The sequence below is a fragment of the Mycolicibacterium flavescens genome (assembly GCF_001722335.1).
In the GTDB taxonomy this organism is placed as follows: domain Bacteria; phylum Actinomycetota; class Actinomycetes; order Mycobacteriales; family Mycobacteriaceae; genus Mycobacterium; species Mycobacterium flavescens.
The window spans coordinates 128,719-147,117 of sequence record NZ_MIHA01000012.1; the positions used below are offsets into that span (position 1 = coordinate 128,719).

General features: G+C 68.3%; 14 protein-coding genes. 4 read left to right on the forward strand and 10 right to left on the reverse strand.

What is annotated here, in order from left to right:
• Position 1: 1 nt before the first annotated feature.
• Positions 2–1,867 (reverse strand): MFS transporter, encoded by a 1,866-nt coding sequence (locus BHQ18_RS17170; RefSeq protein ID WP_069414838.1) that lies wholly within the window; start codon positions 1,865–1,867, stop codon positions 2–4.
• Positions 1,868–1,945: 78 nt separating this feature from the next.
• Positions 1,946–3,226, reverse strand: a complete 1,281-nt coding sequence (locus BHQ18_RS17175; RefSeq protein ID WP_069414839.1) for a multidrug effflux MFS transporter — start codon at positions 3,224–3,226, stop codon at positions 1,946–1,948.
• 142 nt (positions 3,227–3,368) lie between these two features.
• Here BHQ18_RS17175 and BHQ18_RS17180 point away from each other — a divergent pair, with 142 nt between their 5' ends.
• The 3 genes from BHQ18_RS17180 (at position 3,369) to BHQ18_RS17190 (ending at position 9,124) form a co-directional block, all read left to right on the forward strand.
• Entirely contained in the window at positions 3,369–4,115 is a 747-nt protein-coding gene (locus tag BHQ18_RS17180) for a hypothetical protein (protein ID WP_069414840.1), read from the forward strand.
• Positions 4,116–4,335: 220 nt separating this feature from the next.
• Positions 4,336–8,088, forward strand: coding sequence for a multifunctional oxoglutarate decarboxylase/oxoglutarate dehydrogenase thiamine pyrophosphate-binding subunit/dihydrolipoyllysine-residue succinyltransferase subunit (locus BHQ18_RS17185; RefSeq protein WP_234794212.1), 3,753 nt, complete (start codon positions 4,336–4,338; stop codon positions 8,086–8,088).
• Between the two features lie 205 nt (positions 8,089–8,293).
• Complete coding sequence (locus BHQ18_RS17190) at positions 8,294–9,124, forward strand: SDR family NAD(P)-dependent oxidoreductase (protein WP_069414842.1); 831 nt, start codon at positions 8,294–8,296, stop codon at positions 9,122–9,124.
• On the opposite strand, the gene BHQ18_RS17195 is transcribed toward BHQ18_RS17190, so the two are convergent.
• The 3 genes from BHQ18_RS17195 to BHQ18_RS17205 are packed head-to-tail and all read right to left on the reverse strand — an operon-like array spanning position 9,121 to position 12,197.
• On the reverse strand, positions 9,121–9,960 hold the full coding sequence (locus BHQ18_RS17195) for a glycine betaine ABC transporter substrate-binding protein (RefSeq protein WP_069414843.1): 840 nt from the start codon (positions 9,958–9,960) through the stop codon (positions 9,121–9,123). The genes BHQ18_RS17190 and BHQ18_RS17195 overlap by 4 nt on opposite strands.
• Positions 9,961–9,967: 7 nt before the next feature.
• Positions 9,968–11,152: an NAD(P)-dependent malic enzyme gene (locus BHQ18_RS17200; RefSeq protein ID WP_372516623.1), complete on the reverse strand. Its 1,185-nt coding sequence runs from the start codon at positions 11,150–11,152 to the stop codon at positions 9,968–9,970.
• A gap of 55 nt (positions 11,153–11,207) precedes the next feature.
• Positions 11,208–12,197, reverse strand: a complete 990-nt coding sequence (locus BHQ18_RS17205) for a malate dehydrogenase (RefSeq protein ID WP_069414844.1) — start codon at positions 12,195–12,197, stop codon at positions 11,208–11,210.
• Positions 12,198–12,348: 151 nt separating this feature from the next.
• On the opposite strand from BHQ18_RS17205, the gene corA reads away from it, so the two are divergent.
• Positions 12,349–13,416, forward strand: a complete 1,068-nt coding sequence (gene corA, locus BHQ18_RS17210; protein ID WP_069414845.1) for a magnesium/cobalt transporter CorA — start codon at positions 12,349–12,351, stop codon at positions 13,414–13,416.
• 19 nt (positions 13,417–13,435) lie between these two features.
• On the opposite strand, the gene BHQ18_RS17215 is transcribed toward corA, so the two are convergent.
• The 5 genes from BHQ18_RS17215 to BHQ18_RS17235 are packed head-to-tail and all read right to left on the reverse strand — an operon-like array spanning position 13,436 to position 18,377.
• Positions 13,436–14,029, reverse strand: coding sequence for a suppressor of fused domain protein (locus BHQ18_RS17215; RefSeq protein WP_069414846.1), 594 nt, complete (start codon positions 14,027–14,029; stop codon positions 13,436–13,438).
• Entirely contained in the window at positions 14,026–15,216 is a 1,191-nt protein-coding gene (locus BHQ18_RS17220; RefSeq protein ID WP_069414847.1) for an ABC transporter ATP-binding protein, read from the reverse strand. The genes BHQ18_RS17215 and BHQ18_RS17220 overlap by 4 nt, the downstream gene beginning before the upstream one ends.
• Before the next feature lie 4 nt (positions 15,217–15,220).
• Positions 15,221–16,057, reverse strand: coding sequence for a carbohydrate ABC transporter permease (locus BHQ18_RS17225; protein ID WP_069414848.1), 837 nt, complete (start codon positions 16,055–16,057; stop codon positions 15,221–15,223).
• Positions 16,057–16,983 carry a carbohydrate ABC transporter permease gene (locus BHQ18_RS17230; protein ID WP_069414849.1) on the reverse strand — a complete coding sequence of 309 codons (927 nt, stop codon included), beginning with the start codon at positions 16,981–16,983 and terminating at the stop codon, positions 16,057–16,059. Before BHQ18_RS17230 ends, BHQ18_RS17225 begins: the two co-directional genes overlap by 1 nt.
• Positions 16,980–18,377, reverse strand: a complete 1,398-nt coding sequence (locus BHQ18_RS17235; protein WP_069414913.1) for an ABC transporter substrate-binding protein — start codon at positions 18,375–18,377, stop codon at positions 16,980–16,982. The genes BHQ18_RS17230 and BHQ18_RS17235 overlap by 4 nt, the downstream gene beginning before the upstream one ends.
• Positions 18,378–18,399 lie beyond the last annotated feature (22 nt).

Sequence of the window (18,399 nt, forward strand, 5' to 3'; positions counted from 1 at the left end):
GTCAGGCCTGCCACGGCCGAGAGTGCCTGCCGCGCCGCGGCGCCTCGCCCTCGCGCGTGTGCTTTCCGGGTGAGTCGAACCAGAACTGGCGCGGCACCCGCTGCAGGGGAGCCTCGTCGTCGACATGTAAACCGTTGTGCGCCAGCCCGATCGGCTCGGGTGCGGACTTCGCGGGCGGCGGTGGCGGCAGGTCGGCGAGCAGCTGGTCGAGGATCGCGCGCCACGAATCGCCGGCCTCCTTGGGCAGCGGCTCGTCGCCGCCCTGCACCGCCAGCGGTTCGGTCGCCGGCTCCGGTGGCCGGGCGGGCCCGGGATCGTGCCACTCGACCGTGTACTCGACGTAGTCGTCGTAGTCGTCCGAGTAATCATCGTCGGCGGCGGCGCGGCTTCCGCCGGGCCCGGGTTCGGCCAGCGGCCGACGCGCGTAGCCGAGCAGGAAGATCGCGGCCACCACACCGAACAGCGCGAAGAACGCCGACAGCAGCAGCGCCTGCGACATCGCCGCCGAGAACGGCGCCTGCAGCACCGGCGGCAACTGGCGCACCCCGGCGTCGCCGGCACCGGAACCCGCGGCCCACGGCGGCATCTCGTCGTTGATCCGCCAGGTCATGAACGCGGCCATGCTGGCGCTGCCGAGCACCGCCCCGATCTGGCGGGTGGTGTTGTACACGCCCGAACCGGACCCGGCGTACTGCGGCGGCAGGTTGCGGGTCGCGGTGGCGGCCAGCGGCGACCAGATGAACGCCATCCCGATGCCGGTCGCCGTCAGCGGCACCACCACCCGCCAGATCGGCGTGGTCGGCGTCATCTCGATCGACAACCACGTCGTCGCGATCGCCAGCACCGCGAACCCGAACCCGATCACCGAACGCGGGTGCGCCCGGTCGACCAGGCGCCCCACATACGGCGCCAGGACGCCGGTGGCGACCGCCATCGGCGCGGTCAGCAACGCCGAGCGCGTCGGCGAAAGTCCGCACACCGCTTGGGCGTAAAACATGACCGGCACCATCATCCCGGTCACCACGAACCCGATGGTGGCGACGCCGAGGTTCGACAACGAGAAGTCGCGGTCGCGGAAGATCACCAGCGGGATCAGCGGGTCGCGGGGGTTGACCGCCTGCCAGAACAGGAAGGCCGCGATGAACCCGGTGCCCAGCGCCAGCAGGCCCCACACCCAGTGCGTCCACGCGTTGGCCTGGCCCTCCTGCAGCGCGAACACGATCAGAAACATCCCGACGCCCGACAGCAGCACGCCCAGCATGTCGAACGTCTGCCGGTGGGTGGGCAGTTGGGGCACCAGCCGGAGCGCCAGGGCGACCCCGACCACACCGATCGGCACGTTGACGAAGAAGATCCACTGCCAGCCGAGGGCGTCGACGAGGATGCCGCCGGCCAACGGGCCGACCAGCGTCGCGACCCCGGCCGTCGCGCCCCACACGCTCATCGCCACGCCGCGGCGTTCGGCCGGGAAGATCCGGGTGATGGTCGACAGCGTCTGCGGTGTCAACAGGGCCGCCCCGACGCCCTGCAACACGCGCGCGGCGACCAGCATCCCGAGGGTGTCCGACAGACCGCACCACAGCGACGCGACCGTGAACACCGCCAAGCCGAGCAGGTACAGGTTCCTGGGGCCGAAGCGGTCGCCGAGCCGGCCGGAGACCAGCAGCGGCACCGCGTAGGCGAGCAGGTAGGCGCTGGTCACCCACAGCACCGCGTCGTAGTCGACCCCGAGTTGATCCATGATCGACGGGTTGGCGACCGACACGATCGTCGCGTCGACGAGGATCATGAAGAAACCGACCATCATCGCCCACAGCGCGTGCCACGGGTTCGAAGAGGTCTGCCGGGGGATCAGAGTGGAAAACATCTCGGGTTGACTAGTTCTCGGCGATCCGCCCGACGCTACGGAGCTTCACTGGTCCCGACAAGTCGAGACCTACGGGCGTCAGGCCGGTTCGGGGACGGCGTCGACGATGACGTCGTCTTCGGAGTCGTCCGCGCTCTCCGACGCCGAACGGGCCTGGGTGCGCAGCGTCAGGCAGAGCGCGAGCAACGCGATCACCATACCCACCGTCATCACCGAGGCCAGTGCGAACTCGTCGTTGCCGAGGGCCCCGACCAGCGGCGCGATCGCCGCGCCGAGACCGAACTGACCGGCCCCGAGCAGCGCCGCGGCCGTGCCCGCCGCATCGGGGTGCCGGGTCAACGCCACCGCCGGCGCGTTGGGGATCACCAGACCCATCGCGGTCAGCACGACGAACACCGGCACGAGGAAGCCCGACAGGCCGCCGAAGCCGGTCACCGCCAGCACGACGAACGCCGCCCCGGCGACCGACCCGACCACCAGGGCCCACACCACGATGTTCTGCGGGGCGAAGCGGCGCAGCAGCACCACGTTGCCCTGGGTGGCGCCGATCAGCGCGATCGCACCCGCGGCGAACACCAGCGCGAACATCTGCTGATCGAGCCCGTAGCGGTCCTGCAGCACGAACGGCGCGGCGGAGATGTAGGCGAACAGACCCGACATGCCCAGCGCCGCGACCAGCACCAGCACCACGAAGCGGGTGTCACGCAGCAACTCGAGGTAGGTCGCGGCGATACCGCGCACCTTCAACGGCCGTCGATGCGACACGGGCAGCGTCTCGGGCAGCGCGGTCGCGGCCACCAGCAGCAGCACCCCGGCGATCAGCACCAGCGCGGCGAACACCCAGTGCCACGACGCCTTGAGCAGCACTGCGGCGCCCAGCGACGGCGCCAGCACCGGCGCCACCCCGAGCACCAGCATCAGCCGCGACATCACCGTCGCCGCGGTGTTGCCGGTGAACAGGTCACCGACCACGGCCAGCGCCACCACCGCTCCGGCCGCCGCGCCCATGCCCTGCAGCCCTCGCGCGATGCCGAGCACCTCGATGTTCGGTGCGAACAGGCACAGCAGTGAGGCCAGCATGTGCAGCACGATCCCGGCCATCAGCGGCCGACGGCGGCCCAGCGAGTCCGACAGCGGCCCGATCACCAGCTGGCCCAGCGCCAGTCCGGCGAGCGTGCCGGTCAGCGTCAACTGGGCGACAGACGAGGACACCCCGAGTTCGTCGGCGATGTTCGGCAACGCGGGCAGGTACATGTCGATGGTCAGCGGACCCAAGGCGACCATGACCCCCAGCACGGCGATCACCCGGAGACGGCTCGGCGGTTGGGCGGTCAGGTCCACAGCCGGTGATAGTGCCATGGGAATGGTTAGCGTCGCTTCTCAATAATTTCTTCCCGATCCTGCAGACCGTGAGCGCGATCACGGGCGGGCACCCGCGGTCCTCGTCGTTCGTTAACAACGCGTTAGCCTGGTGGGAGTCGTTCGGGACAGGAGGCGTCATATGAGTGCCCGGTCGAAGGCGAAAAACCTGCCGGCGGTCAACGGACCGACCGAAGATCCGAGCGCGGCCGCCAAGGTCCTGTCCCACATCCTCGAGCGGGGCACCCGGGTGCAGGGGCCCGCGGTACGCGCCTATGTCGACCGCCTGCGCAAGCAGAATCCCGACGCGTCACCGGCTGAGATCGTCAAGAAACTCGAGAAGTACTACCTGGCCGCGGTGATGGCCAGCGGTGCGGCGGTCGGTTCGGCCGCAGCGTTCCCGGGGATCGGCACGCTGGCGGCGATGTCGGCCGTCGCCGGGGAGACCGTGGTGTTCCTGGAGGCGACGGCCGTGTACGCGCTGGCCGTCGCGGAGGTGCACGCGATTCCCGCCGAGCACCGGGAACGCCGGCGCGCGCTGGTGCTGGCGGTGCTGGTCGGCGAGGACAGCAAGCGTGCGATCGCCGACCTGCTCGGGCCGGGCCGCACCAAGGGCGGCTGGGTCGCCGACGGCGCGGCGACGCTGCCACTGCCTGCGGTCTCACAACTGAATTCCCGGCTGCTGAAGTACTTCGTCAAGCGCTACACGCTCAAGCGCGGGGCGATCGCGTTCGGCAAGCTGCTGCCGGTCGGCATCGGAGCCGTCGTCGGCGGCGTGGGAAATCGCCTGATGGGCAAGCGCATCGTGGCCAATGCGCGCGGCGCGTTCGGTGACCCGCCGCCGCGGTGGCCGACGACCCTGCACGTGTTGCCGGCGCCGCAGCACTGATGGTGTGGTGTGCGGCGGTGCGAGGACAGCGACCACAACGCCGTTGTCGTGGTCTGGCCGTGCCTTCGGCGTTAGCCTTTAGGCGGCGGAAATGCGGGTAACCGCGAGTTAACCCCGGCGAGTGCGGCGAACGCGCTCGCGTGAAACGAAGGAATCGAGGCGAGTAGCTACCGTGAGCTCACCTTCACCATTCGGTCAGAACGAGTGGTTGGTCGAGGAGATGTACCGCAAGTTCCGCGAGGACCCCTCGTCGGTCGATCCGAGTTGGCATGAATTTCTGGTCGACTACTCCCCCGAGCCGACCTCCCGCAGCCAGGTCGGTGGCGGTAACGGGCAGCGGGGCGCCGGGCCGGTGAGCCCGCCCGAGCCCGCACCCGCTCCGCCGCCCAAGCAGAGCGACAGCAACGGCGCCGCGCAGGCCACCAAGCCCGCGCCGGAGAAGAAGTCTTCCGAAAAGAAGCCCGAGCAGAAGGCTCCCGAGAAGAAGGCTCCCGAAAAGAAGGCTCCCGAGAAGAAGCCGGCCGCTGAGAAGAAGCCCGAACCCAAGCCGGCGAAGGCCGACGCGGGTAAGGAAAAGGCTGCGGGCGACGGCGAAGAGTCCCAGGTGCTGCGCGGCGCGGCCGCCGCCGTGGTTCGGAACATGGAGGCCTCGCTTGAGGTGCCGACCGCCACCAGCGTGCGCGCGGTCCCGGCCAAGGTGATGATCGACAACCGCATCGTCATCAACAACCATCTCAAACGCACACGCGGCGGCAAGATTTCGTTCACCCACCTGATCGGCTACGCGGTGGTGCAGGCGGTCAAGCAGTTCCCGAACATGAACCGTCACTTCGCCGAGGTGGACGGCAAGCCGCACGCGGTGACACCCGAACACGTCAACTTCGGCCTGGCGATCGACCTGCAGGGCAAGGGCGGCAGCCGCCAACTCGTCGTCGCCGGGATCAAGGCCGCCGAGGAGATGTCGTTCGGTCAGTTCATCGCCGCCTACGAGGACATCGTCCGGCGGGCGCGCGACGGTAAGCTGACCGCCGAAGACTTTGCCGGCGTGACGATTTCGCTGACCAACCCCGGCACCATCGGCACCGTGCACTCGGTGCCGCGGCTGATGCGGGGCCAAGGCGCGATCATCGGTGTGGGCGCGATGGAGTACCCCGCGGAGTTCCAGGGCGCCAGCGACGAACGCATCGCCGATCTGGGCGTCGGCAAGCTGGTCACGCTCTCGTCGACGTACGACCACCGCATCATCCAGGGTGCGGAGTCCGGCGACTTCCTGCGCGTGGTGCACCAGCTGCTGCTCGACGACGACTTCTACGACGAGACGTTCCGCGAGCTGGGCATCCCGTATGAGCCGGTGCGGTGGCGCACCGACAACCCGGATTCGATCGAGGACAAGAACGCCCGGGTTATCGAGCTGATCGCCGCCTACCGCAACCGCGGTCACCTGATGGCCGACATCGACCCGCTGCGCCTGGACAAGAACCGGTTCCGCAGCCACCCGGACCTCGATGTGCTGACCCACGGGTTGACGCTGTGGGACCTGGACCGCGAGTTCAAGGTCAACGGGTTCTCCGGCGCCGAGCACAAGAAGCTGCGCGACGTGCTGGGGCTGCTGCGCGACTCGTACTGTCGGCACATCGGCGTGGAGTACACCCACATCCTCGAGCCCGAGCAGCAGCAGTGGCTGCAGGACCGGATCGAGGTCAAGCACGAGAAGCCGACGGTCGCCGAGCAGAAGTACATTCTGAGCAAGCTCAACGCCGCCGAGGCGTTCGAGACGTTCCTGCAGACCAAATACGTTGGGCAGAAGCGGTTCTCGCTCGAAGGCGCCGAGACGGTGATCCCGACGATGGACGCCGTCATCGACCAGTGCGCCGAGCACGCGCTCGACGAGGTCGTGATCGCGATGCCGCACCGCGGCCGGCTCAACGTGCTGGCCAACATCGTCGGCAAGCCCTACTCGCAGATCTTCAGCGAGTTCGAGGGCAACCTGAACCCGTCGCAGGCGCACGGTTCCGGCGACGTCAAGTACCACCTCGGCGCGAACGGCACCTACATCCAGATGTTCGGCGACAACGACATCGAGGTGTCGCTGGTCGCCAACCCGTCGCACCTGGAAGCCGTCGACCCGGTGCTCGAGGGCCTGGTGCGGGCCAAGCAGGACCTGCTGGCCAAGGGCGACGGCGAGGACGCGTTCACCGTCGTACCGCTGATGCTGCACGGTGACGCGGCGTTCGCCGGTCAGGGTGTGGTCGCCGAGACGCTGAACCTGGCGCTGCTGCGCGGGTACGGCGTCGGCGGCACCATTCACATCATCGTCAACAACCAGATCGGTTTCACCACATCACCTTCGGACGCCAAGTCCTCGGAGTACTGCACCGATGTGGCCAAGATGGTGGGGGCGCCGATCTTCCACGTCAACGGCGACGATCCCGAGGCCGCGGCCTGGGTGGCCCGCCTGGCGGTCGACTTCCGGCAGAAGTTCAAGAAGGACGTCGTCATCGACATGCTGTGCTACCGCCGACGCGGGCACAACGAGGGTGATGACCCGTCGATGACCCAGCCGGCCATGTACGACGCGATCGACGTCAAACGCGGTGTGCGCAAGAGCTACACCGAAGCGCTGATCGGCCGCGGCGACATCTCGATGAAGGAAGCCGAGGACGCCCTGCGCGACTACCAGGGCCAACTCGAGCGGGTGTTCAACGAGGTCCGCGATCTGGAGAAGCACGAGATCGAGCCCAGCGCGTCGGTCGAGGCCGACCAGATGGTGCCGGCCGGGATGAACACCGCGGTGGACAAGTCGCTGCTGGCCCGCATCGGCGACGCGCATCTGGCGCTGCCCGAGGGCTTCAATGTGCATCCGCGTGTCAAGCCGGTGCTCGAGAAGCGCCGCGAGATGGCCTACGAGGGCAAGGTCGACTGGGCGTTCGCCGAACTGCTGGCGCTCGGTTCGCTGATCGCCGAGGGCAAGACCGTGCGGCTGTCCGGCCAGGACACCCGGCGCGGGACGTTCACCCAACGGCACTCGGTGATCATCGACCGCACGACCGGTCAGGAGTTCACCCCGCTGGATCTGCTGACCGTCGACCAGGACGGCAACCCGACCGGCGGACGGTTCATGGTGTACGACTCGCCGCTGTCGGAGTTCGCGGCCGTCGGCTTCGAATACGGGTACTCGGTGGGCAACCCCGAGGCACTTGTGTTGTGGGAGGCGCAGTTCGGCGACTTCGTCAACGGCGCGCAGTCGATCATCGACGAGTTCATCAGCTCCGGTGAGGCCAAGTGGGGCCAGTTGTCCGATGTGGTGCTGCTGCTGCCGCACGGTCACGAGGGTCAGGGTCCCGACCACACGTCGGGCCGCATCGAGCGGTTCCTGCTGCTGTGGGCCGAGGGGTCGATGACGATCGCGATGCCGTCGACGCCGGCGAACTACTTCCACCTGCTGCGGCGCCACGCCCTCGACGGCATCCACCGGCCGCTGATCGTGTTCACGCCGAAGTCGATGCTGCGCAACAAGGCCGCGGTCAGCGACATCCGCGACTTCACCGAGCAGAAGTTCCGTTCGGTGCTCGAGGAGCCGACGTACACCGACGGCGACGGCGACCGCGGCGGGGTCAAGCGGGTGCTGATGACCAGCGGCAAGATCTACTACGAGCTGGCCGCCCGCAAGAACAAGGAGGAGCGCGACGACGTCGCGATCGTGCGCGTCGAGCAGCTCGCTCCGCTGCCGCGGCGCCGGCTGGCCGAGACGCTCGACCGGTATCCGAACGCCGAGGAGTTCTTCTGGGTGCAGGAGGAGCCGGCCAACCAGGGGGCGTGGCCGATCTTCGGGTTGACGCTGCCGGAGGTGCTGCCGGAGAAGCTGACCGGTATCCGCCGGGTGTCGCGGCGGGCCATGTCGGCGCCGTCGTCGGGTTCGTCGAAGGTGCATGCGGTCGAGCAGCAGGAGATCATCGACGAGGCGTTCGCCTGAGGTACGAAGGCGGACGCCGAGGAGACGACAACCGGCGCGAGGCGTTCGCCTGAAGTCCGCCGCTCACTCGAAACCGACGTAATGGTCGATCAAGGGCCTCGTAATCGACCATTACGTCGGTCTCAGCGATCGGGCGACGAACCCGTTAGTGGGCGGACCGCCGGTACCGGCTAACCTCGTCACCACAACGAGCGAGGGAGTGACTATGGAGGGCTTCGCCGGGAAGGTCGCGGTCGTGACGGGCGCCGGGTCGGGCATCGGACAGGCGCTGGCGATCGAGCTGGCCAGGTCGGGCGCCAGCGTGGCGATCAGCGACGTCGACACCGAGGGCCTGGCCGCGACCGAGGAGCGCATCAAGGCGATCGGCGCCGCGGTCAAGGTGGACCGCCTCGACGTGACCGAGCGCGAGGCGTTCGAGCTGTACGCCGACGCCGTCGTCGAGCACTTCGGCAAGGTCAACCAGATCTACAACAACGCAGGCATCGCGTACGTCGGCGACGTCCTGGTCACGCCGTACAAGGACATCGAACGGGTGATGGACGTCGACTTCTGGGGCGTCGTCAACGGCACGAAAGCGTTCCTGCCGCACCTGATCGCCTCCGGCGACGGGCACGTCGTCAACGTCTCCAGCCTGTTCGGCATCTTCTCGGTGCCGGGTCAGGCGGCGTACAACTCGGCGAAGTTCGCGGTACGCGGGTTCACCGAGGCGCTGCGGCAGGAGATGCAGGCCGCCGGTCATCCGGTCAAGGTCACGACGATCCACCCCGGCGGCATCAAGACCGCGATCATGCGCAATTCGACCGCCGCCGAGGGCGTCGACCGCGAGGGCCTGACCAAGACGTTCGACACCAAGCTGACCCGCACCACCCCCGAGCAGGCCGCCAAGATCATCCTCGACGGCGTCCGCAAGAACCGGGCGCGGGTGCTGGTCGGCGCCGACGCGAAGGTGCTCGACGTGATCGTGCGGCTCACCGGTTCGGGCTACCAGAAGCTGTTCCTGACCGCGGTCAAGCGGCTGGTCCCGAACGCGCACTAGTCGCCGAGGGGGTGCTCGGCCAGGAACGCGTCGGCGACGTGTCCCGGGTCGGCGCCGTCGGCGACCTCGGCTCGCATCTCGGCGAACGCCGCGGTATCGAGCACCCCGGCGACCTCGTTGAGCGCGAGCACCTGCGACTCGCTCAGTTCGTTGCGCCGGTACAGCGGGACCAGGTTCTCGGCGCGGATCAGCGAGGTGCGGTCCGAGAGCGTCAGCAGCTCGGACGGGATGCCCGGCGCCGCGGTCGTCGTCCACGCCGCCTTCGCCCGCCCGGTCCGCACCGCGTCGAATGCCTTTGCCGCATCCGGTGATTCGATGATCTTCGGGGTGCAGGTGCCGATCGTCTCGGGCCGCGGCGCGTCGGCGGCGGCCGCCACCGTCAGCGTCTCGCAGTTGCGCACGGCCGCGGTGACGTCGCGTCCGTCCCACGCCTCGGCGGTGGCCTCGGTGACCGCGAGCGCGGGTTTGTCCTCGGCCGACGTCGTGTAGTCGCCGGCGGCCACGCCCTCCGGCAGAGCCGACATCATCTCGCGGTACACCTGCGCGGCCGCGCGCGCGGTGGCGTCGGGATCGAACCGGCGCAGCAGGCGCCCGGTGAATCCGGGGACGACGCGAAGCTCGCCGGAGTCCAGTCCGAGCAGCGGGTCCTCGCGGTTTTCGACATGGGCGGCGCTGCCGTAGGACCGCAGCGCGGCGGCATACAGGTGCGCGAGCAGCGAGTCCTCGGGATGCGGCGTCGAACCGACCGGGATCGACGGCGGGGGCGCTGACCCGCCGCACGCCGCGGTGCCCGCCACGATCAGCGCGACGAGCGCCAGCGCCAGCGGCCGGCTCACCGGCGACCTAGTCGTCGGACGCCGCGGCGACCGCCTGCGCCACCGCGGGCGACACGCGCGGGTCGAGCACGCTCGGCACGATGCAGTCGGCGGCCAGGTCGTCACCGACGACCGAGAAGATCGCCTCGGCGGCAGCGACTTTCATCCGCTCGGTGATCCGGCGGGCGCCGGCGTCGAGCGCCCCGCGGAACACGCCGGGGAAGGCCAGCACGTTGTTGATCTGGTTCGGGAAGTCGCTGCGGCCGGTGGCGACGACGGCGGCGTACTTGCTCGCCTCGTCGGGGTGGATCTCCGGGTCCGGGTTCGACAGCGCGAACACGATCGCGTTCGGCGCCATCGACTCGATCAGCTCACCGGGCACCACCCCGCCGGACAGTCCGAGGAACACGTCGGCGCCGGCGAGCGCCTCGGCCATCCCACCCGTGAGCCCGCGCGGATTGCTGATACCGGCCATCTCGGCCTTGTGCTCGTTGAGGCCGTCGCGGTCCTTGTGCAGGATGCCCTGCCGGTCCAGCAGCGTGATGTCGCCGACCCCGGCGGCGATCAGGATCTTCGCGCACGCCACCCCGGCCGCGCCGGCGCCGGAGACCACGACCCGCAGCGACGCCATGTCGCGGCCGACGACCTTGGCCGCCCCGAGCAGAGCCGCCAGCACGACGATCGCGGTGCCGTGCTGGTCGTCGTGCATGACCGGGCAGTCCAGCGCCTCGACCAGGCGACGCTCGATCTCGAAGCAGCGCGGCGCGGAGATGTCCTCGAGGTTGACCGCCCCGAACGTCGGCCGCAGCCGGATCAGGGTCTCGACGATCTCGTCGGGATCCTTGGTGTCGAGCACGATCGGGATCGAGTCGAGGTCGGCGAACGCCTTGAACAGCGCGCTCTTGCCCTCCATCACCGGCAGCGACGCGGCGGCGCCGATGTCCCCGAGGCCGAGCACCGCGCTGCCGTCGCTGACGACGGCCACCAGCCGGTTGGCCCAGGTGTAGCGGGCGGCCAGGGTGTGGTCGGCCGCGATGGCGCGGCTGACCTGGGCCACCCCCGGCGTGTAGGCGATCGACAGCGCCTGTTCGGTGTCAAGCGGCGACTTGAGCGCCATCGAGAGCTTGCCGCCCGCGTGGGCCGCGAAAATCTCCTCGTCGCTGACGACGATCTGGGATCTGGTCACCTTAGGGTCTCTCAACGCTTGCGACACGGCGCCCAGGTTAACGACGAACTGGTAGGTAACCTAATCGCCTCCGGCAGGAATTTCAGATCAAACCGAGGTCGGTGACCGCCGTCCGCTCGTCGGCGAGTTCGGCGGTCGACTTGTCGATGCGGCCGCGGGAGAAGTCGTCGATTTCCAGCCCCTGCACGATCGACCAGTTGCCGTCTTTGGTGGTCACCGGGAACGACGAGATCAGGCCTTCGGGCACACCGTAGGAGCCGTCGGAGACCACCGCCATCGACACCCAGTTGTCGGCCGGGGTGCCCAGCAGCCAGTCGCGGGCGGCGTCGACGGTGGCCGACGCGGCCGAGGCCGCCGACGACGCACCGCGGGCGTCGATGATCGCGGCGCCGCGCTTGGCGACCGTCGGGATGAAGTCGTTCTCGATCCAGGCCTGGTCGTTGACCACCTCGGCGGCGTTCTTGCCGCCGACCTCGGCGTGGAAGATGTCGGGGTACTGGGTGGCCGAGTGGTTGCCCCAGATCGTCATCTTCTTGATGTCGGTGACCTTGGCGCCGGTCTTGCGGGCCAGCTGGCTGATCGCCCGGTTGTGGTCCAGGCGGGTCAGCGCCGAGAACCGCTCCTTCGGGATGTCGGGGGCGTTGGTCATCGCGATCAGCGCATTGGTGTTGGCCGGGTTACCGGTCACCCCGATGCGCACGTCATCGGCGGCCACCTCGTTGAGCGCCTTGCCCTGGGCGGTGAAGATCGCGCCGTTGGCCTCGAGCAGGTCGCTGCGCTCCATGCCCGGGCCGCGCGGCCGGGCGCCGACCAGCAGCGCGAGGTTCACGCCGTTGAAGATCTTGTTCGCGTCGGAGCCGATCTCGACACCGGACAGCAGCGGGAACGCGCAGTCGTCGAGCTCCATGACGACACCCTCGAGCGCCTTGAGCGCCGGCTCGATCTCGAGCAGCCGCAGCTCGATCGGCCGGTCCGGGCCCAGCAGCGAACCGCTGGCCAGGCGGAACAACAGGCTGTAGCCGATCTGACCGGCGGCACCGGTGACGGCGACCTTGAGGGGAGTTTTGCTCACGTCGATGCTCCTTGGACCGCATACTCATGCCCGCACCGCGGGCGCGTCTGGTTTCCGGGACGAAACTAGCAGGCAGCCGACACGGGCAGCCGCGTAGCATCGACCAGGCCCCATAACCGGGGGCGACGTCGTCTCGGGGAGAGGGAAGTCGATGCCGTCGTTTCGCCCGTCGACCAAGGCCGCGCCCGCCCCGGTCCGCGTGCCGGTGGCCCGCGCGACGGTCGACTGCGGCATCTACTGCGACGGCACCCGCCTGCCCGGCCACTACACCCACAACGCCGCCCAGGAGAAGGTGGGCGAGCTGCGTCAGCAGGGCCGCAACGCGTTCGTCTGGATCGGGCTCCACGAGCCCGACGAAGGCCAGATGCAAACCGTGGCAGACGTGTTCGGGCTGCACCCGCTCGCCGTCGAGGACGCTGTGCACGCACACCAGCGGCCGAAATTGGAACGCTACGACGACACCCTGTTCATGGTGCTCAAGACCGTCACCTACGTGGAGCACGAGTCGATCGCCTACGCCCGCGAGATCGTCGAGTCCGGCGAGGTCATGGTGTTCGTCGGCGCCGATTTCGTGGTGACCGTCCGGCACGGTGAGCACGGCGGCCTGGCCGGCGTCCGCAAGCATCTCGACGCCTCACCGCAACTGTTGGCGCTCGGCCCCTACGCGGTGATGCACGCGATCGCCGACCACGTCGTCGACGGCTACCTGGAAGTCACCGACTCGATCGAGACCGACATCGACGCGATGGAGGAGGACGTCTTCTCGCCGACCAAGCGGACCGACATCGAGTGCATCTATCTGCTCAAGCGCGAGGTCGTCGAACTGCGCCGCGCCGTCGGCCCGCTGGCAACCGACTTGCAGCGGCTGGGCTCCGAGCACGCCGACCTGGTCTCGGTGGAGATCCTCCAGTACATGGGTGACGTGCTCGACCACGCGATCAAGGCCTCCGATCGCATCGCCAGCTACGACGAGGTGCTCAGCTCGCTGGTGCAGGCGGCGGTCGGCAAGGTGGCCATGCAGCAGAACACCGACATGCGCAAGATCTCGGCCTATGTTGCGATCGCCGCGGTGCCGACGGCGATCGCGGGGATCTACGGCATGAACTTCGCGCACATGCCCGAACTTTCGTGGACGTGGGGCTACCCCGCGGTGCTGATGCTGATGGTGGTCATCTGCGGGCTGCTGTTCCGCGCGTTCCGCCGCAACGACTGGCTGTAGGCCGCTCCGGTTGCGCTGATCAGCTCGGTCTGGCGGCGCGGCGGGCGGGGTCGAGCACGTCGACGCCGTCGTCCGACCACGCTTCGCGCATCGCGTCGGCGCCCTTGAGCCGCACCCACGCGGCCTCCGTCGGGGTGATCGGGGTCGCCGAGAGCACTTTCACGGGTTGCAGCGGATCCGTCAGCGCGACGTCGTCGATCTCGCTGGGGCTCAACAGGAATGCGGTGAACGGTGCGGCCTCCCACAGCGGCGACTCGAGGTCGATCAGGGCGTCGGGTTCCAGCACCAGCCCCTCGACGGCGGGCGCGGCGGCGACGATCGCGATCGACCGCGACAAGCCCTTCGGCGACGGGCCGCGCAACGCGACGCTGACCTCGGCCCGCGGGCCGTGCAGCGCGTCGGTCACCATCTCGGTCGGGTCGAACATCGGGTGCCGCGAACACCCCAGCGACACATAGTGCGCGAGGCCCGCGGGGTCGGGTCCAAAGCGCAGCACGTCGATGGTCTCGGTGCCCAGGAACGTGACGCTGGCCTTGTCGGGTTCGGCGGTCACCCCGGCGCGGGCGAAATGCTCGCGCACGTGGGCGCGGACCGCGGCCAGGACGTCGATCACTCGGTGGAGGTGGACGGTTCGCCGTCGGGCAGCGTCAGGTTCTTGCCGGTCTCCGGATCGAACACCACCAACTTCGACGTGTCGAAGGCGAGTTGCACCGTGTCACCCTGGCGGGCCGCCGACTCGACGGAAACCCTTGCCACGAACTCGTTCTCGCCGACACCCGACTCGGCGGCCAGCTCCTCGAGCTGAGCGGAGCGGGCGCCGGCGCCCTCGATCTTGAAGTGCAGATACTTGTCGGCGCCCAGCGACTCGATCAGATCCACCTTCACCTCGAACGTCAGCGCGCGGATCCGTGCGTACCCGTCGAGCACGGCGGCGTCCTCGAAGTGCTCGGGACGGATGCCGACGATCAGGTTCTTGGGCACATTCTGGCGCGAAAGCCGTTCGTGCAGTTCCGATGTCAGCGTCACTTCGCCGAACGGCAGGCGCAACCCGATGTCGGTGAGCGTGGCCGGGAAGAAGTTCATCGCCGGTGAGCCGATGAACCCGGCGACGAACAGGTTGGCCGGCCGGCTGTAGAGCTCGTCGGGGGTGCCGATCTGCTGCGCGATGCCGGCGAGCAGGACGACGACCCGGTCCCCCAGCGTCATCGCCTCGGTCTGGTCGTGGGTGACGTAGACCGTCGTGGTGCCCAACCGGTCCTGCAGACGCGCGATCTCCGAACGCATCTGCACGCGCAGCTTGGCGTCGAGGTTCGACAGCGGTTCGTCCATCAGGAACGCCTTGGGATTACGCACGATCGCGCGGCCCATCGCCACCCGCTGCCGCTGCCCGCCCGACAGTTGCGCCGGCCTGCGGTCCAGCAACTCGGACAGGTCGAGGATCTTGGCGGCCTCCTCGACCTTGCTGGCGATCTCGTCCTTGCGCATCTTGGCCAGCGTCAGCGGGAACGCGATGTTCTGCCGCACGGTCATATGCGGGTACAGCGCGTAGGACTGGAAGACCATTGCGATGTCGCGGTCCTTGGGCGCCTTCTCGTTGACCCGCTCACCGCCGATGCGCAGCTCACCCGAGGTGATGTCCTCGAGACCGGCAATCATGTTGAGCGTGGTCGATTTTCCGCATCCGGACGGGCCGACGAGGATGATGAACTCGCCGTCGGCGATCGTCATCGACAGTTCGTGCACGGCCGTCGCGCCATTGGGGTAACTCTTGGTCACCCGGTCCAACACAATTTCGGCCATGGATCTACCCCTTCACCGCGCCGGATGTCAGGCCGGCGACGATCCGTCGTTGGAAAATGAGGACAAAGATGATGATCGGGATCGTGATGACCATCGCGCCGGCGGCGATCGATCCGGTCGGCTCCTCGAACTGAGAGCTCCCGGTGAAGTTCGCGATCGCCACCGGGGCGGTGATCGCGCGTTCGGTCGCGGTCAGCGACAGCGCGAGCAGCAGGTCGTTCCAGGCGAAGATGAACACCAGGATCGCGGCGGTGACGATGCCCGGCGCTGCCAGCGGCGCGATCACCCGGCGGAACGCCTGCGCCGGTGTGGCGCCGTCCATCTTCGCGGCTTTCTCCAGATCCCACGGGATCTCGCGGAAGAACGCCGAGAGCGTGTAGATCGCCAGCGGCAGCGCGAACGTGATGTAGGGGATGATCAGGCCGGCCCAGGTGTCGAACAGCCCCAGCGCGCGTTCGATGTTGAAGATCGGGGTGACCAGCGAGATGTGCGGGAACATCGCGATCAGCAGCGCGACGCCGATCAGCAGCTGCTTACCCGGGAAGTCCAGGCGGGCCACCGCGTAGGCCGCCATACCGCCGATCACCACCGCGATGACCGTCGTGATCAGCCCGACGCCGATCGAGTTGATCAACGCCGAGGAGAAGAAGTTGCCCTGGAAGATCGCCTTGTAGTTGTCGAAGGTGATCTCGGCCGGAATCAGCTTGCCGTCCTTGACACTTGACGTCGGTTTCAGCGACAGCGACAGAATCCACAGCACCGGGAACAGGGCGTAGACGATCACCAGGATGTTGATGACCGTCCAGCCCGCCGCGCGCGACGCGCCCGCCCGCTCGGCCATCAGCGGCCCTCCTCTGCGGCACCGGGCGCGGCTGCGCCGAAGATCTTGATGAAGATGAACGCGATGATCGCCACGCACAGGAAGATCAGCACGCTGATCGCCGACCCCAACCCGACGTTGAACGCCTTGAACAGGTTGTTGTAGCCCAGGATCGACACCGAGCCGGTGTTGTTCGCCCCGCCGGTCAGGATGTAGATGTTGTCGAAGATGCGGAACGCGTCGAGCGTGCGGAACAGCAGCGCCACCAGGATCGCCGGTTTGATCAGCGGCAGGATCACTTTGACCAGACGCTTCCACGCCCCGGCCCCGTCCATCTGGGCGGCGTTGAGCAGATCCTGCGGCACCAGCGCCAGGCCGGCCAGCAGCAGCAGCGCCATGAACGGTGTCGTCTTCCACACCTCGGCGAGCACCACGATCGCCAGCGACGGAAGCTGTTCGGTCAGCGGCGCGCTGCCCTCCGGCAGCAGGTTGGCCAGATAGCCGGTGCTCGGCGTCCAGGCGTAGTACCAGCTGTACGACGCGGCCACGGTGACGATGCCGTACGGGATCAGCACCGCGGTGCGGATCACGCCCTTGCCGAAGATGGTGCGGTGCATGACAAGTGCCAGGGCCATGCCGAGCACGAACTCGATGGCCACCGATACGACGGTGATGCCGAGGGTGACGAAAAACGCTGTCCACCAGTACTGGTCGCTCAGGATGGTGATGTAGTTGTCCAGCCCGACGAACGCGGTGTCATCGGGTGCGGCCATGTTGTTGCGCTGCAGGCTCAGCCAGACCGCATACGCGATGGGGTAGCCGGTGACGGCCAGCATCAGCACCACCGCGGGCGCGATCAACAGGTACGCCAGCCGGCGCTCGGAACGCTTGTCGTCGCTTCCTCTTGTGGGCGGTGCCGGCGTGTCGACGGCCGGTGCAGCGGTCACGGGATCAGCCCCTTACCTTCGATGGCCTTCTGCACCTGCTCGGTCAACTCGTCGGCGGTGCGCTCGGGGTCGATGTCGGTGATCGGCGCCAGCGTGGCCGACATGCGGGTCGACACCGCCTGGTAGACGGGTGTGGCGGGGCGCACCGCGGCGTTGACGAGCTGTTCGCGGATGATCTCGTACTGCGGATACTTCTTCTGGAATTCCGGATCGTCGTACAGCGACGCGCGCACTGCGGGCAGCCCGCCTTCGACCGAGGTGTAGCGCTGGTTCTCCACATTGCGCAGGCAGCGGATCGCCTCGAACGCCTCGGCCTTGTGCCGGGTGGTCTTGGCGACCGCGAGGTTGAGCCCGCCCAACGTCACCTTCGCGGGTTCGCCGGGCGAAACGCCGGGGTAGTTCGCGAAACCGAACACCTTCTTGCTCGCCTCGAACGCGGCCTCGAACTGCTCGTCGGTCGGCGAGAACGTACCGGCCTCGCCGATGCTGTCGGCCAGCGCCGGGTCCTCGTTCAGCGGCAGGAACGACACCCCGCCCTTGACCGCGTTCTCCAGCAGCGACGGCAGCACGTACGGCCAGTTCACCTCGAGCGCCGCATTGCCCTGCTCGAGCGCCAGGCGCGCGGTGGTCTCGTCGGTCTGGGTCACCGACGGGTCCGCCCCCGGGGCGGTGGCCACGGACTTGATGATCTGCAGCGCCTTGACCGTGGCGGCGCGGTGTTCGGGTGTGTCGGTCAGCGTGACCGTCTCACCGTCCTCGGAAAGCACCTGTCCGCCCGCGCTTTCCAGCAACGTGTTGAACCACACGACCAGGCCCTCGTACTGCTTACCTTGCACCGCAATCCAGCTGGGCCCACCCTCGGCGTGCAGGCGGGTGGCCTCGGCCACCATGTCGTCCCACGTTGCGGGCGGCTCTGGCATCAAATCAGCGCGATACCACAGCAATTGGGTATTCGTGGTGATCGGCGAGGCATACAGCTGGTCCTGCCACCTGGCGGTTTCCAACGGGCCCGGCAGCGTGTTCGAGGTGGCGTCGGCTTCGGCAAGGCCGGCCGGATCATCCGACAGCGGCAACGCCCAACCGGCCTCGGCGAACTCCGCGGTCCACACCACGTCGAGCGCCATCACGTCGAGGGTCGTGTCGTTTCCGGTCAGCCGCCTGGCCAGCTGCAGCCGCTGATCGTCGGCGCCCTTGGGCAGGCTGACCTGCCGGATGGTGAACCGGCCGCCGAGTTCGTCGTTGCACCGTTCGGCGACGGCGGTGAAGGTCTGCGCCTCGTTCGCCGGCGTGTAGTAGTTGATGACGATTCCGCCGCCGCTGGATCCACACGCCGTCAGCATCGACGCCGTCGTCAGCGCAGCCATCGCCGCGGCACCTAGCCGACGAGGACGCACCACCGCCTCCATCCGCCTTCGC